This is a genomic window from Thioflexithrix psekupsensis (assembly GCF_002149925.1).
GTDB classification, from domain to species: Bacteria; Pseudomonadota; Gammaproteobacteria; order Beggiatoales; family Beggiatoaceae; genus Thioflexithrix; species Thioflexithrix psekupsensis.
Map to the genome: position 1 here is coordinate 723,310 of NZ_MSLT01000012.1, position 13,190 is coordinate 736,499.

Here is a 13,190-nt window from a genome sequence, read left to right on the forward strand (position 1 = left end):
AATGAGTTCACAACCCGTGATTAATTTAACGCCCGATTATAAAGTGGCTGACATGAGTTTAGCCGCTTGGGGTCGCAAGGAAATTGCGATTGCTGAAACCGAAATGCCAGGGTTAATGGCGATTCGTCAAGAATATCAACAACAACAGCCGTTAAAAGGCGCACGTATCGCTGGTTGTTTACACATGACCATTCAAACGGCGGTGTTGATTGAAACCTTGATCGCGTTGGGCGCGGAAGTGCGTTGGTCATCGTGCAATATTTTCTCTACGCAAGATCATGCCGCAGCCGCTATTGCTGCGGAAGGAATTCCTGTTTTTGCATGGAAAGGTGAGAGCGAATCAGAATATGAATGGTGCATTCAACAAACCATTTTTGGCCCCAATAATTGGCGGCCGAATATGATTTTAGATGATGGTGGCGATTTGACCTTAATTATGCACCAACAATACCCTGAATTAATTCAGCAAGTCAAAGGCGTTTCTGAAGAAACCACCACAGGCGTACATCGTTTATACGAAATGATGAAAGCAGGGACTTTAAAAACGCCCGCGATTAACGTCAATGATTCTGTCACTAAATCGAAATTTGACAATTTATATGGTTGTCGGGAATCGTTAATGGACGGGATTAAACGCGCCACCGATGTCATGATTGCGGGCAAGGTGTGCGTGGTGTTGGGATATGGCGATGTGGGCAAGGGCAGCGCGCAAGCCTTTCGCGGTTTAGGGGCGACAGTATGGGTGACGGAAATTGATCCCATTTGCGCCTTACAAGCGGCTATGGAAGGCTATCGCGTGGTGACAATGGAACAAGCCGCGTCGATTGGCGATATTTTCGTGACGGCAACAGGTAACGTCGGTGTGATCACTTTAGAACACATGCAGCAAATGAAAGATCAAGCGATTGTGTGCAATATTGGTCATTTCGATTCAGAAATTGAAATTGCCCAGTTGCGCCAATATCGTTGGGAAAATATTAAGCCGCAAGTGGATCATGTGATTTTCCCTGATGGTAAGCGTTTGATTGTGTTAGCGGAAGGGCGTTTGGTCAACTTAGGTTGTGCCACGGGACATCCCAGTTTTGTCATGTCCAGTTCTTTTACCAATCAAGTGTTAGCACAAATTGAGCTGTGGCAACATGGCGACCGTTATGAAAATAAAGTGTATGTGTTGCCTAAGCATTTAGATGAAAAAGTGGCTTCTCTGCATTTGAAACGTTTGGGCGTACAATTGACGCAATTAACGCCAGAACAAGCCGATTATTTAGGCGTTTCAGTCACAGGCCCTTTTAAACCTGAGCATTATCGCTACTAATGCGTGACTTATCGTAATTTTTTCTCAGGGATAACGTCTTTTATTGGGTTTTTAATTCATAAAAGAGGTTATCCCTGTTTTTATCAGTGATTTTTCTGATTTTATGAAATTAATTATTGTCAGCGGATTATCGGGCGCGGGTAAAACCATTGCACTGCATAGCTTAGAAGATATGGGCGTGTATTGTGTGGATAATTTGCCCGTTTGTTTATTGCCTGCTTTTATCGAACACGTGCCGCAATTAGGGCAGTTACATGATTGTGTGGCTGTGGGTGTGGATGCGCGCAGTGCGTCAACGCATGAAATGCCTAAATTACTCGATACTTTAATGCAATTAACGTTGCCTTTAGAAATTTTATTTTTAGAATCAGAAGATGCGGTGTTAATTAAACGCTTTAGCGAAACGCGCCGTAAACATCCTTTAACCACAGATCAATTGCCTTTGGCTGAAGCGATTCGTCATGAGCGAGCTTTATTAGCTCCTTTGGCGACCAGAGCCGATATTCGCATTAATACCAGTCAAATGCACGTGCATCAATTGCGCGATATGATTCGGGCGCGGGTGGGTTTACAACCTTCGGAGCAATTGTCTTTATTGTTTCAATCTTTTGGTTTTAAATATGGCGTGCCGAGTGATGTTGATTTTGTGTTTGATGTGCGTTGTTTGCCTAATCCTTATTGGCAGATGGAATTGCGTCACCAAACGGGTCAAGAAAGCGATGTGCAGCAATTTTTACAATCGCAACCGCAAGTGCAGCAAATGTTATCTAGCATTCGAGATTTTTTAGAACAATGGTTGCCTGCTTTTATTGCCGACAATCGCAGTTATTTAACGATTGCGATTGGTTGCACGGGTGGACGACATCGTTCGGTTTATATTGCAGAACAATTAGCCCTTCATTTTAAAACGAATCGACGCGGTGTTTTATTGCGTCATCGGGAATTATCATGAGTATTTCTATTTTATTGATTACCCATGATGATATTGGGATTAGCTTAATTGGCAGTTTAGAGCAGATGTTTGGACAATTACCGTTGACCATTAAAGCCTTGCCCATTCGTCATGAATCAGAACCGTTAAGTTTTTGTTATCATGCAGAGAATTTTTGCAGTCGTTTAAACGAAGGGGATGGGGTATTGGTATTAACGGATTTATTTGGTGCAACGCCCTGCAATATCGCCTGTAGTTTAATTCATAATCGTTATCCTGTGCGCGTGATTGCGGGGGTTAATTTGCCGATGTTAATTAAAATTATGAATAACCCGAAAGAAAGTTTAGATAATTTAGCCAAATTGGCGATAAAAGGCGGTTGTCAAGGGATATTAGATGTGAATCAATTAATGTAGCACTTTTTGTCAGAATTAGAATTGATGGAAGGTCTAAATTTTCAGCGATTTTATCGGGCAAATTGAGCATGCTGTGAGGGGTGTCTTTCTACACCAGTAATTCGCAAAACGCCATTTTTTCGCTTATAATCGGCAGGCTATTCGTTGTCAATGACTGAAAAAATAAGGTTTTCTTAAAATCATAACGCGCAACGCTCTCATTTCTAAAATAAAAATTTATCCATAGCATTTTGCATATTCTCCCTCCAAAAACACCATGAATGAATCAACGCCTCCACCAGTACAACCGCCATCACCGCCGCGTTATCGGCGGGGAATTTATTTATTACCGAATTTATTTACCACAGCGGCCTTATTTTCAGGTTTTTATGCCATTGTAGCGGCGATTAATGATCGCTTTGAAGCAGCGGCTATTGCTATTTTTATTGCCATGATTTTTGATGGTATTGATGGGCGCGTGGCGCGCATGACCAATACCCAAAGTGCATTTGGTGCGGAATATGATAGCTTGTCTGATTTGGTTTCTTTTGGACTTGCGCCTGCGTTGGTCATGTACGAATGGAGTTTAGCGGGTTTGGATAAAGCGGGCTGGTTAGCGGCTTTTATTTACACCGCGGCTACAGCACTGCGTCTCGCTCGATTTAATACCCAAGTCGGCAAATTGGATAAAGCCTATTTTCAAGGACTTCCTAGCCCTGCGGCGGCGGGTGTTTTAGCGGGATTGGTGTGGACGGTGACTGATTATGAAATGGAAGCCGCTACTTTAGCCATTCCCAGCTTAATTTTAACTGTATTAATCGGCTTATTAATGGTGAGCAATATTCGTTATCGCAGTTTTAAAGATTTAGATTTGAAAGGTAAAGTACCCTTTTTTGCCATTTTAATGATGGTATTAGTCTTTGTCTTAATTTCTATTGATCCGCCACAAGTATTATTTATTATCTTTTTGCTTTATGCGTTTTCGGGGCCTGCCTTCACTTTATTAGAATTACGTCGGCGGCGTGCTGCGCGACATGATTCTCGCCAATAATTCTATTTTGAGAAAAAACCATGTTGCATATCGAAAGTTTAAACCAATTTTACGGCGAAAGTCACACTTTATGGGACATCAATGTCACCATTCCGCAAGGGGTTTGTTTATGTCTTATGGGACGTAATGGCATGGGAAAGACAACGCTATTAAAAACATTAATGGGTTTGTTACCCGCTAAATCAGGACAAATTTTATTTGAAGGCGAACAATTGCTGCATTATCCTGCGGATATACGTCCTAAATTGGGCATTGCTTATGTGCCGCAAGGACGCGAAATTTTTCCCCAATTAACCGTGGAAGAAAATTTACACATCGGCTTAATGGCAGGCAAAGAAAAATTCAAAGAAATCCCTGAGAAAATTTTTCAACTCTTTCCTGTGTTAAAACAAATGTTAAAACGGCGCGGCGGCGATCTCTCTGGTGGACAACAACAACAATTGGCAATTGGACGCGCTTTGGCTTTTAACCCCAAATTACTCATTCTCGACGAACCCACAGAAGGCATTCAACCCAATATTGTGCGGGAAATTGGCGACATTATTTGTCATTTAAATCAAGATGAAGGAATGACGGTATTATTGGTGGAACAAAAACTGCCTTTTGCGCGCCGTGTGGCGCAAGAATTTTGCATTTTAGACAAAGGACGCGCAGTCAGTTCAGGCAAAATGACCGAATTAAATGATGACATGATTCAGAATTATTTGACGGTATAATCTCACATGCGCTAAATTTAATCCATATCCCACCCCAAAGGAGAATTCAACATGCGATCTCATTTTCTGATTACCGCGTGCTTTGCGGCTTTGTCTGTTTCTGTGGCTGTTTCTGCGCAAACATCCTTGTCTTATGAAGGCTCATCGACCATCGGCAGATTTATTAGCGATGCCAGCGAAGTCTATCCCCATGCGCGTTTTACGCTCAACACCGTGCCAGAAAGCGCGGGCGGCGAACAATGCGCAGTAAGACAGCGTTGTGATTTGGGTGGTGTAGCGCGGGAAATCGCCCCTGCCTTTTTAGAACGTGGCCTAGTCAAAACCTTGATCGCCAAAGATGCCATTGCTGCTTTAGTCCATAAAGATAACCCAATCAATGCGTTAAGCAAAGAACAATTGCGCGGCATTTTCTCAGGCAACATCAAAAATTGGTCAGAAGTGGGCGGCAACGATGCAGCAATTACCGTTTTTGTGGTCAAAGAAGCCTCAGCCACACACCAAGTATTCGCTGATGCCATCTTAGACGGACATGATTATGGCGCAGTTGAAGTGATTACGCCCGACGCAAGAATGTTGCCGACCATTAGCCGCGATGTCAATGCCATTGGACAGCTTAGCTTTGCCTTTTTAGACCCTAATTTTCAAGTCAAACCATTAACCATTGATGGACAAATCGCCAGCGTAGAAAATCCTAATTATCCCATTAGCCGACCACTTTATCTGGTTACTTATGGCGAACCTAAAGGCGCGGTTAAAGATTTCTTAGATTGGACATTATCTCCAGAGGGACAAGCAGTGATTAAAAAGCGTTTTGTCGGGGTAAAATAATGCTTTAAATAGCAAAATTAAACCATTTATAAAACTTTTCTGTCAGAATCAGAATTTACAGAATTTTGGGATTTTCAGAATTAAGAAATAAAAAGCTGATTGAAAATAAACGACTGGCAAGAATCAATTTTGAAAATTCTTTAATTCCGTAAATTCTGATTCTGACAAAATGAGGGTAAGTGTGATGATTATTTTTCGGCGATTGCAAACTAAATTTATTTTTATTTTAGGCTGTTTCATGACATTTATGCTCATCGCGGTATTAGGCACATTAGTTATTGTGAATAGCCAAACTTCCGATGCCGCCGCCATAGGCATTGCCGCACGTCAACAAACGCTTATTTTAACCATCCAAAATCAAACCAATACGTTAATTTTAGCCCTAGAAAGCCAATCTTCTACCACAGAAAAAATGGCAACATTAAGCCATTCTATAGCTCTTTTTAGCCATAGTTTGCAGGCGTTATTACACGGTGGAAAAGCAGAAGATACGAATGGGGAATTAATCGAATTACCCATGAGTCCCGCACTGGTTAAAGAAAAATTACTTTCCGTAGAGCAGCATTGGCAACTCAGTGAAAAAGCCTTGCAGTATTTAATAAGCCCTCATTTAAATTTATTCTCTGATAACTATTATGATGCGCTTGATATATTGCGCGATAATTGGGTGGCAATTTTTGAATCTTCTCAGCAAGCCGCAGCGATATTAGAAAAGTTATCAAATCAAAAAGTTTATACCTTAAAAATTATTTTATTATCCACATTGGCTTTAACAATTATTGCCTCGTTATTTACTTTGTGGTTGGGTAAGCGGACACTGATCCGTCCTATGACCATGATGATTCACGCCATGCAGTGCATTTCACAAGCAGAACAAATTGATTTTAAAAGAAGATTACCCGATTTTGGCGTAGATGAAGTGGGAGATGTGGCGCGTTTAGTCAATGATATTTGTGAGAAACTGCAATTCGCCTATGACGAAACGCAAGCCAGTCATGCCGCTATGTCGCGCATTAAACAAGCCTTAGACAATGCGGCAACAGGCGCATTTATTATTGATACGCGAGAAACGTTAATTTATTGCAATAAAGCAGCAGAATTAATTCTTAATAAAAACTTAAAAGAAAACACGGCAGAATCTTTAATAAATCAGCCTTTTTCCCAATTAAAAACACATCTTATTGGCACATTTCCCAATAGCTTATCTGCAATAACTCATAGTTTTTCTACACGATTGACTTTGGCACATACGGAATTGGCGTGTAAAATAACGCCCGTGCTGGATCAAAAACAACAACAATTGGGTTGGGTCATGGAATGGCGAGATATTACGGTTGAAGTGTTAATTGAACAAGAAATTAATCACGTCGTCACCGCCGCTGCACAAGGGAATTTTTCAGCCCGCATTCAAGTAGATAATAAAAGAGGCTTTTTCTTAACATTAAGCCAACGCATGAATGAAATTCTCACCGCCAACCAAACTATTTTAACGGCATTAAATACCTTATTTGAAAAAATGGCCGCAGGTTATTTAACAGAAACATTACAAGGTGATTTTCACGGCAGTTTAGCGGTATTAATGCAAAATATTAATCTCACCATGACAAAGTTAAATCAAACTTTATCATTAATTCAGCACAGCGCGAGCGAAGTAGACGAAGCGGCCGACACCATTTCAGCCGACAGCGATGTATTAAATGCCCAAACCAACCAACATGCAGCCAGTTTGGAAGAAATTGCGGCCAGTATTGAGCAAATGACGGGTTCTATGCAGCAAAACGCCGCTTATTCTCAAGAATTGCGCCAATTGGCACAACAAGCCTTAGAAAAAACCCAGCAAGGCAATACAGTGGTCAATGACACCATTAACGCCATGTCTGGTATTGCAGAAAGCAGTCGCCGCGTGGCGGATATTACCACTTTGATTGATGAAATTGCGTTTCAAACCAATTTGTTAGCCTTAAATGCCGCGGTGGAAGCCGCACGAGCAGGCGATCATGGGCGTAGTTTTGCCGTCGTGGCTTCTGAAGTAAGACAATTAGCACAGCGTAGCGCGGCCGCTGCCAAAGACATTCGCCATTTGATTCAAGAAAGCACCCATCGCATTGATCGCGGTTACGCATTAACGCGCCAATCTGAAACGACATTAGGCGATATTCAACAGATTTATCAACGGGTTTTGCAAATGGTGCAAGACATTGCCAATAGCAGCATGGAACAATCAGAAGGCATTCAACTCATTAACCGCGCCATTGCCCAAATGGATCAATTAACACAACAAAATGTGACGTTGGTTGAAAACGCTAATAAAACCAGTTTATTAATGAAAAATCAAGCCAATCAATTAAATGAATTAACTCAGTTTTTTAAACTCAATGATCATCAATAACCCCCTTTATCTCTCGTTCCACGCCGCGTAGGCGCGAGAAAAACACATGACACAACGTGGTTTTACCTTACTTGAAGCCCTGGTTGCCTTAGTATTAATTGCCACGGTGGGCATGGCGTTGTTGAGTTGGCTCAACAGTAGTCTTGACAGTTTAAGCCGTATGGAACACGCTCAACGTCGCATTGAAGCCACACGTAATGCGCTGGCGTTTATCGATACGCTAAATCCCATGCAAAACCCACAGGGAGAAGCAGAAATTGGCGTTTACACCTTTCGTTGGCAGGCTAATTTGGTTAAACCTGAGCAAGATGGCGTGAATCATCTGGGCGCGCAAAGTTTATACAAATTGGGTTTGTATCAAGTCACTATTGATATTTTTCAATTTAATCAACTCATTACCCAATTATCCCTGACTCAAGTGGGCTATGAACAAGTGCGGCAACCTGCGGCGTTAGATTTCGATGGTTAGCAAAAATCGCCTAAAAATCACCCCAATACCCATAAAATACCCGATTATCACAGGATTTACCTTATTAGAAGTGTTAGTGGTGTTGGTGATCATGACGTTATTGATGACGTTTTTATTGCAAACGCTCCATCACGTCGCCACAGCGCGCGTTCACATTTTGCGCCAACTGAATACATTTCAACAAGGCGCAATTCAAGAATTTTGGTTTCGCCATTCTACTGCGGGTTTAATTGCCGATTATCCCGATATTGAAGATAATCAAGCCTTTAAAGGTGAACATCGTCGTTTTTCAGGTTTAACGACAGCCGCGCTTCATGCGGATGCGGGCGTTCCTACGGCGTTTGCGTGGGCGATTGTTGAAGAAAAAGGACAACATATTTTACAATATCAGACAAAAAGTGAGACTTGGTCAGTTTTACAGTGGTCGGGAGAAGGGCATACGATGGGTTTTCAATACGCAGACCGAGAAGGCAAATGGCACGACACGTGGCCGCCGCAACAATTCGGCATTGAACCCCCCCAATTACCCGAAGCCATTTTGCTCACCGCACAACGCGGACGACATCCCGTCACTTGGTTTATTAAAATGAATGCCTTACGCAATCCAAAACCCGATTTACGCTTAATGGAATTTTAATCAAAATGCCACATCATCGCGTAAAAGGTTTTATTTTAGTTGCCGTATTGTGGTTCTTATTGATTCTCACCTTAATCATTGGTTTTTTTGCCACGTGGATTCAACGCGAATTATTAGCAGTGCAGCAATTGCAAGCGGATTTTCGCCACCAAATGGCCTATCATGAAACCCGCACCGCATTACTCTATTTACTCAGCACACAACGCTATACTTTCAGTGGGATAACCTTAGCGGGCATGGATAATAAAACGCGCAGTGTGTCTTTTGATGATTTTGAAAGTAACGATTGGCTCATGCCGATTGGGGGAGAAATTGCGCTGGATGATCAGGCTTATCAAGGTTGTGCGGAAGCATTATTTTCCATACAGGATGCCCGCGGTTTAATCAATCCTAATTTTGCCGCAGAATCAGCATTAATGCGTTTATTACAATTATTCGATATTCCAGTGGAAGAACAGGGGCCATTGTTGGCAAAATTGCAAGATTATATGGATACGGATGATTTAATTCGTCTTAACGGCGCGGAGCGAGATGATTACAAGCAACACGGACGGCCGCCACCCACCAATCGCTTTTTTTTAACCGCGATGGAAGTCAAAAAAGTATTAGATTGGGAGCGGTATCCGCTGTTGTGGCAGGCTTCGGCATGGCCACAATTGACTTCGACCGATGCTTTTACCACGCCCAACGTGAATACTGCACCTTTATTAGTCTTACAAGCCTATTTCGGATTAAGCGCGGAAACCGCACAGCTCATGATTGAGATGCGTCGCCAACAACCTTTTATCGATTACACTCAAGCCATTAATTTTGTAGAATTCAGCAGCCCTGAAGAGGTTTTATTGTTTCCATCGAACAGTGTACGTATAACGCTGTGGCATCCCAAAGCCAATGTCATGCAGCAGTGGCATTTGACCTTAACGCCTTTTGCCCATGAACTGATGCCGTGGCAAATTCATTACACCCACACTTTACCCCTAGATTCCAGCTATGCTCAACGCACTCCGCTCCTTTTATCGTACCCTATCTGTGCCACGGAGATTCCAGCAGACCCGCAATGAGATACAATCACCCCACCGAACACGCGGACGGGTGGAGTGGGTTTTGGCGCGCAGCTTGTATCACTATCGTTATTTTGATTTGCGCGAGGTGCCAGTGGCGCATCGTCATCAGAGCTTAATGCGCCAAATTCGCCAATGGTCGCCGTTTGATGAGTACGACACTTATGTGGTGTGGCGTAAACAAGCAGCGTGGGTGTGGATGTGGGACAAAACAAGGCTGCACACCGCACAACAGACTCAAGCCATTCATACGCTTCATATTCTGCCCGAAACGCTGCTACATCCGACGTTACAAGAGGGTGCGCAATGCGTGGCGTGTTTGGAAGGCGTTGAGGGACAATTGTGGCGAGAACATCAGTTGGTGGCCAGTCGTTGGTGGCCACAAATGCCTTGTGTGACAGAATGGCACATTTTTTTACGGGCGAATCAGTTCTCACCGGAGACGGGTTTGCCTGCCGTGGTCGAGGGGGATTTGGCGGCACGGCCGTGGGCGAAATCGGCAAAAATGGATCACAGTGCTTTATTGCGGGATGAACGCTTATGGGTTTATGTAGGGATCATGTTATTCGTGGTGTTATGGATAGGGGAAGGGGTGCCGATTTGGGAATTAAGAAAGGGCATCGCGCAGTTAGAACAGGAAACGCAACAAGTCAGTGAACAAGCGGTGCCGATTCTCACGGCGCGCAATCAAGCCTTACAAACCCAACAGCAAATAGAAACGTTACGGGGTTTAATTCGCTACCCCTCACAACTGGAAATCATGGCCAAAGCCGCAGGCGTGATGCCGACCGGGGCCATTTTTGAATCGTGGGCTTATCAAAACGGGCGATTGCAATTCACGGTGCGGGGTCAATCTCTTGATCCCGCGGCGGCGATCAGACAATTCCAAGAACAAGCCTTATTTGAGGATATTCGTGCGGAATCAGGGCGCGATGCGGAGGCGTTGCGTTTATCGATGCGGGTGAAAGGGCTACCGTGATGGCGCGTGAAACGGATTATTTATCGCTGTATGCGCGAGTCGCACCGACGCGGGTGCTGGGGACTGGGCAACGTTATGGCTTATGGGTGCAAGGTTGTCCGTTTCGCTGTCTTGAATGTATGACTCCAGAGAGTTTGCCTTTTGCGGGGGGAGAACGGGTGGCGGTGGCGGAGCTGGCGCAGGAGATGTTAGCCACGCCCGACGTGGAAGGGATCACGATCACCGGTGGCGAACCCTTCGCTCAGGCGGCGGCGTTAGGGGCTTTGGTGGCGCAATTGAAAGAAAAGGAATGGGGGGTGATCGTTTATACGGGCTACGTGTATGAACAGTTGCTGCGCTTGGGAGGAACAAATGCTGCGCTGAGGAATTTTCTGTCGCACATTGATGTGCTGATTGACGGGCAGTATGAGGCAGAGCGAAACGAGGGAACAAGCCTACGGGGATCGTCAAATCAACGGATTATTTGTCTAACACCACGCTACGCACCTGAAATGGAACAGATAACCACGCAAAAACAGCGTGCAGTAGAGATACATTTGTTGGAGAGCTTTGCGTTGTTGGTAGGAGTTCCCGGCGCGGAGACATTGAGGCAATGGAAACAAGGCTTTTCAATATCAGACCCGTGCGACGATTGAGTGCGGCGGAGATCGGGTGGCATTTATCATAAAATGTTCCCTGAATGATCCAAGAAAACCACTGACCGCCACGAGATGATCGGGGCGGCGTTGTGCTATACTGCGCGGGCTGGCGTTTTCTGTTGGATTCTAGCAAAATAATGCGCGGTAACATGGAATGCAGAACGGTTATAAGAAAACACAAAAAGTGGTCTTAAAATAACTGCAATAACTTTTGATGAGAGGAAATTAATAATGGCTAAAGTCGATGAAGCAATGTCGAAAAACTTTTCTAACCTCATGGTAAGCGGTGCTTTACTGAGTTTGGTATTTTTTGTGGTGGTGCAATTTATTCCCCTTCCCACCAGCGAAAAAAGTCTTGAATTTCAATACGAAGCCACTGCCGAACGTTTAAAACCCATCGAGAAACTTGAAACGGCCTCAGCCGCAGCCACCGAATCCAGCGCACCGGCTGTGGCCGCCGCGCCATTAACTGGGGATGCAGTTTACAACCAAGCCTGTGTCACTTGTCACGGCGCAGGTATTGCGGGCGCACCTAAATCTGGCGACCCAGAACAGTGGAATCCACGTATTGCGCAGGGCATAGATACATTGGTGAATCATGCCATTAATGGCTTTCAAGGTAAGTCTGGCGTAATGCCCGCTAAAGGTGGTTTTGCCCATCTGAGCGATGACGAAGTGAAGGCTGCTGTTGAATACATGGTGGCTCAAGTCACTGGTGGCACTACAGAAGCCCCCGCATCCGCTGCGCCTGCGACTGAAGAAGCCACCCCAGCCGCTGAACCGGCTGCACCCGCGGCTGCTCCTGCAACTGAAGAAGCTGCTCCTGCGGCGGCAACTGAACCGGCGGCTGCACCCGCTGAAACTCCCGCTGCTACGGCCAATTTAGAGCAAGGCGCAGCCACATACAACCAAGCCTGTTCTGTATGTCACAGCGCAGGAATTGCAGGCGCGCCCAAATCTGGCGATCCAGAGCAGTGGAATCCCCGCATTGCCAAAGGAATGGACACGTTGATCAATCACGCACTTAATGGTTTTCAAGGTGAATCCGGTGTCATGCCCCCTAAAGGCGGCTTTGCTCAGTTAAGTGACGATGAAGTAAAAAACGCCGTTGCTTATATGGTTTCTGTGGTGAAATAATCGCTGTAGCGATAACGCACTAATATACGTAAAAGGGATAACGTAAAGTTCGCTTTATTTATCCCTTTTTTTAACGACCTAAACGGAGAATTTCATCGTGGATCAGTTTGATCACATCAGTGTTGTCAAAAAAGCCAATGTTTATTTTGAAGGAAAATGTGTTAGTCACACCTTATTATTTGCGGATGGTACTCGTAAAAGTGTTGGGGTGATTATGCCTAATGCGGTTTTAACTTTTAATACGGGCGCGCCTGAAATCATGGAGATTATTGAGGGAAGTTGTCGCGCCAATATTGCTGAGTCTGCATGGAAAACTTATCAGCCCGGTGAACAATTCAGTGTCGCTGCACACACGCGTTTCGATATTGAAGCATTGAATAATGCGCCTGTCCATTATGTTTGCCATTTTGGCTAATTCTAATGTAGAAAATAGACTGTTTTAAAAAACAGTTTTGAGATAAATTTGAAATAAAATGGGCAAATAATCTTAATATCTAAACATTTTTTCAAAATTTTCAAAACTGTAAATAACGCTCCAAATTCTACTTGCCTTTCTGCTTAAATTGGACTACTATTTAAGCCAGCATGTTCTCATAGAAAAAAGTATTTCTAATGCGTTAATGAAACTGATAATGTAATCTTAT

14 protein-coding genes are annotated in these 13,190 nt (G+C 44.0%); all 14 read left to right on the plus strand.

Annotated elements, in window-relative coordinates; translation table 11 throughout:
• The first annotated feature begins 1 nt into the window (after position 1).
• Entirely contained in the window at positions 2 to 1,315 is a 1,314-nt protein-coding gene (gene ahcY / locus TPSD3_RS08275; protein ID WP_086488086.1) for an adenosylhomocysteinase, read from the plus strand.
• A gap of 103 nt (positions 1,316 to 1,418) precedes the next feature.
• Positions 1,419 to 2,267 (plus strand): RNase adapter RapZ, encoded by an 849-nt coding sequence (rapZ, locus tag TPSD3_RS08280; protein WP_086488087.1) that lies wholly within the window; start codon positions 1,419 to 1,421, stop codon positions 2,265 to 2,267.
• Positions 2,264 to 2,662, plus strand: coding sequence for a PTS sugar transporter subunit IIA (locus TPSD3_RS08285; RefSeq protein ID WP_086488088.1), 399 nt, complete (start codon positions 2,264 to 2,266; stop codon positions 2,660 to 2,662). The genes rapZ and TPSD3_RS08285 overlap by 4 nt, the downstream gene beginning before the upstream one ends.
• Positions 2,663 to 2,918: 256 nt before the next feature.
• Positions 2,919 to 3,692: a CDP-diacylglycerol--serine O-phosphatidyltransferase gene (gene pssA, locus TPSD3_RS08290; RefSeq protein WP_086488089.1), complete on the plus strand. Its 774-nt coding sequence runs from the start codon at positions 2,919 to 2,921 to the stop codon at positions 3,690 to 3,692.
• Positions 3,693 to 3,712: 20 nt separating this feature from the next.
• Positions 3,713 to 4,408, plus strand: coding sequence for an urea ABC transporter ATP-binding subunit UrtE (gene urtE, locus TPSD3_RS08295; protein WP_086488090.1), 696 nt, complete (start codon positions 3,713 to 3,715; stop codon positions 4,406 to 4,408).
• Between the two features lie 51 nt (positions 4,409 to 4,459).
• Entirely contained in the window at positions 4,460 to 5,236 is a 777-nt protein-coding gene (locus TPSD3_RS08300; protein WP_086488091.1) for a phosphate ABC transporter substrate-binding protein, read from the plus strand.
• A 184-nt stretch (positions 5,237 to 5,420) separates the two neighbouring features.
• Complete coding sequence (locus TPSD3_RS08305) at positions 5,421 to 7,625, plus strand: methyl-accepting chemotaxis protein (RefSeq protein ID WP_245391569.1); 2,205 nt, start codon at positions 5,421 to 5,423, stop codon at positions 7,623 to 7,625.
• Between the two features lie 46 nt (positions 7,626 to 7,671).
• Positions 7,672 to 8,094, plus strand: coding sequence for a prepilin-type N-terminal cleavage/methylation domain-containing protein (locus TPSD3_RS08310; RefSeq protein ID WP_086488093.1), 423 nt, complete (start codon positions 7,672 to 7,674; stop codon positions 8,092 to 8,094).
• Positions 8,087 to 8,731 carry a prepilin-type N-terminal cleavage/methylation domain-containing protein gene (locus TPSD3_RS08315; RefSeq protein ID WP_086488094.1) on the plus strand — a complete coding sequence of 215 codons (645 nt, stop codon included), beginning with the start codon at positions 8,087 to 8,089 and terminating at the stop codon, positions 8,729 to 8,731. The genes TPSD3_RS08310 and TPSD3_RS08315 overlap by 8 nt, the downstream gene beginning before the upstream one ends.
• 5 nt (positions 8,732 to 8,736) lie before the next feature.
• Complete coding sequence (locus TPSD3_RS08320; protein WP_086488095.1) at positions 8,737 to 9,792, plus strand: type II secretion system minor pseudopilin; 1,056 nt, start codon at positions 8,737 to 8,739, stop codon at positions 9,790 to 9,792.
• A gap of 43 nt (positions 9,793 to 9,835) precedes the next feature.
• Positions 9,836 to 10,771 (plus strand): hypothetical protein, encoded by a 936-nt coding sequence (locus tag TPSD3_RS08325; RefSeq protein WP_086488096.1) that lies wholly within the window; start codon positions 9,836 to 9,838, stop codon positions 10,769 to 10,771.
• Positions 10,771 to 11,406, plus strand: a complete 636-nt coding sequence (locus TPSD3_RS08330; RefSeq protein ID WP_086488097.1) for a 4Fe-4S single cluster domain-containing protein — start codon at positions 10,771 to 10,773, stop codon at positions 11,404 to 11,406. Before TPSD3_RS08325 ends, TPSD3_RS08330 begins: the two co-directional genes overlap by 1 nt.
• A 234-nt stretch (positions 11,407 to 11,640) precedes the next feature.
• Positions 11,641 to 12,546 carry a c-type cytochrome gene (locus TPSD3_RS08335; protein ID WP_086488098.1) on the plus strand — a complete coding sequence of 302 codons (906 nt, stop codon included), beginning with the start codon at positions 11,641 to 11,643 and terminating at the stop codon, positions 12,544 to 12,546.
• 97 nt (positions 12,547 to 12,643) lie between these two features.
• Positions 12,644 to 12,961 (plus strand): pyrimidine/purine nucleoside phosphorylase, encoded by a 318-nt coding sequence (gene ppnP, locus TPSD3_RS08340; RefSeq protein ID WP_086488099.1) that lies wholly within the window; start codon positions 12,644 to 12,646, stop codon positions 12,959 to 12,961.
• Positions 12,962 to 13,190: the final 229 nt, after the last annotated feature.

Excerpts from the sequence above, each read along its gene's own strand:
- TPSD3_RS08285 (WP_086488088.1), top strand. The coding sequence starts at position 2,264 with ATGAGTATTTCTATTTTATTGATTACCCATGATGATATTGGGATTAGC.
- TPSD3_RS08335 (WP_086488098.1), top strand. The coding sequence starts at position 11,641 with ATGGCTAAAGTCGATGAAGCAATGTCGAAAAACTTTTCTAACCTCATG.
- TPSD3_RS08320 (WP_086488095.1), top strand. The coding sequence starts at position 8,737 with ATGCCACATCATCGCGTAAAAGGTTTTATTTTAGTTGCCGTATTGTGG.
- TPSD3_RS08330 (WP_086488097.1), top strand. The coding sequence starts at position 10,771 with ATGGCGCGTGAAACGGATTATTTATCGCTGTATGCGCGAGTCGCACCG.
- TPSD3_RS08310 (WP_086488093.1), top strand. The coding sequence starts at position 7,672 with ATGACACAACGTGGTTTTACCTTACTTGAAGCCCTGGTTGCCTTAGTA.
- TPSD3_RS08315 (WP_086488094.1), top strand. The coding sequence starts at position 8,087 with ATGGTTAGCAAAAATCGCCTAAAAATCACCCCAATACCCATAAAATAC.
- pssA (WP_086488089.1), top strand. The coding sequence starts at position 2,919 with ATGAATGAATCAACGCCTCCACCAGTACAACCGCCATCACCGCCGCGT.
- TPSD3_RS08305 (WP_245391569.1), top strand. The coding sequence starts at position 5,421 with ATGATTATTTTTCGGCGATTGCAAACTAAATTTATTTTTATTTTAGGC.
- TPSD3_RS08300 (WP_086488091.1), top strand. The coding sequence starts at position 4,460 with ATGCGATCTCATTTTCTGATTACCGCGTGCTTTGCGGCTTTGTCTGTT.
- urtE (WP_086488090.1), top strand. The coding sequence starts at position 3,713 with ATGTTGCATATCGAAAGTTTAAACCAATTTTACGGCGAAAGTCACACT.
- rapZ (WP_086488087.1), top strand. The coding sequence starts at position 1,419 with ATGAAATTAATTATTGTCAGCGGATTATCGGGCGCGGGTAAAACCATT.
- ahcY (WP_086488086.1), top strand. The coding sequence starts at position 2 with ATGAGTTCACAACCCGTGATTAATTTAACGCCCGATTATAAAGTGGCT.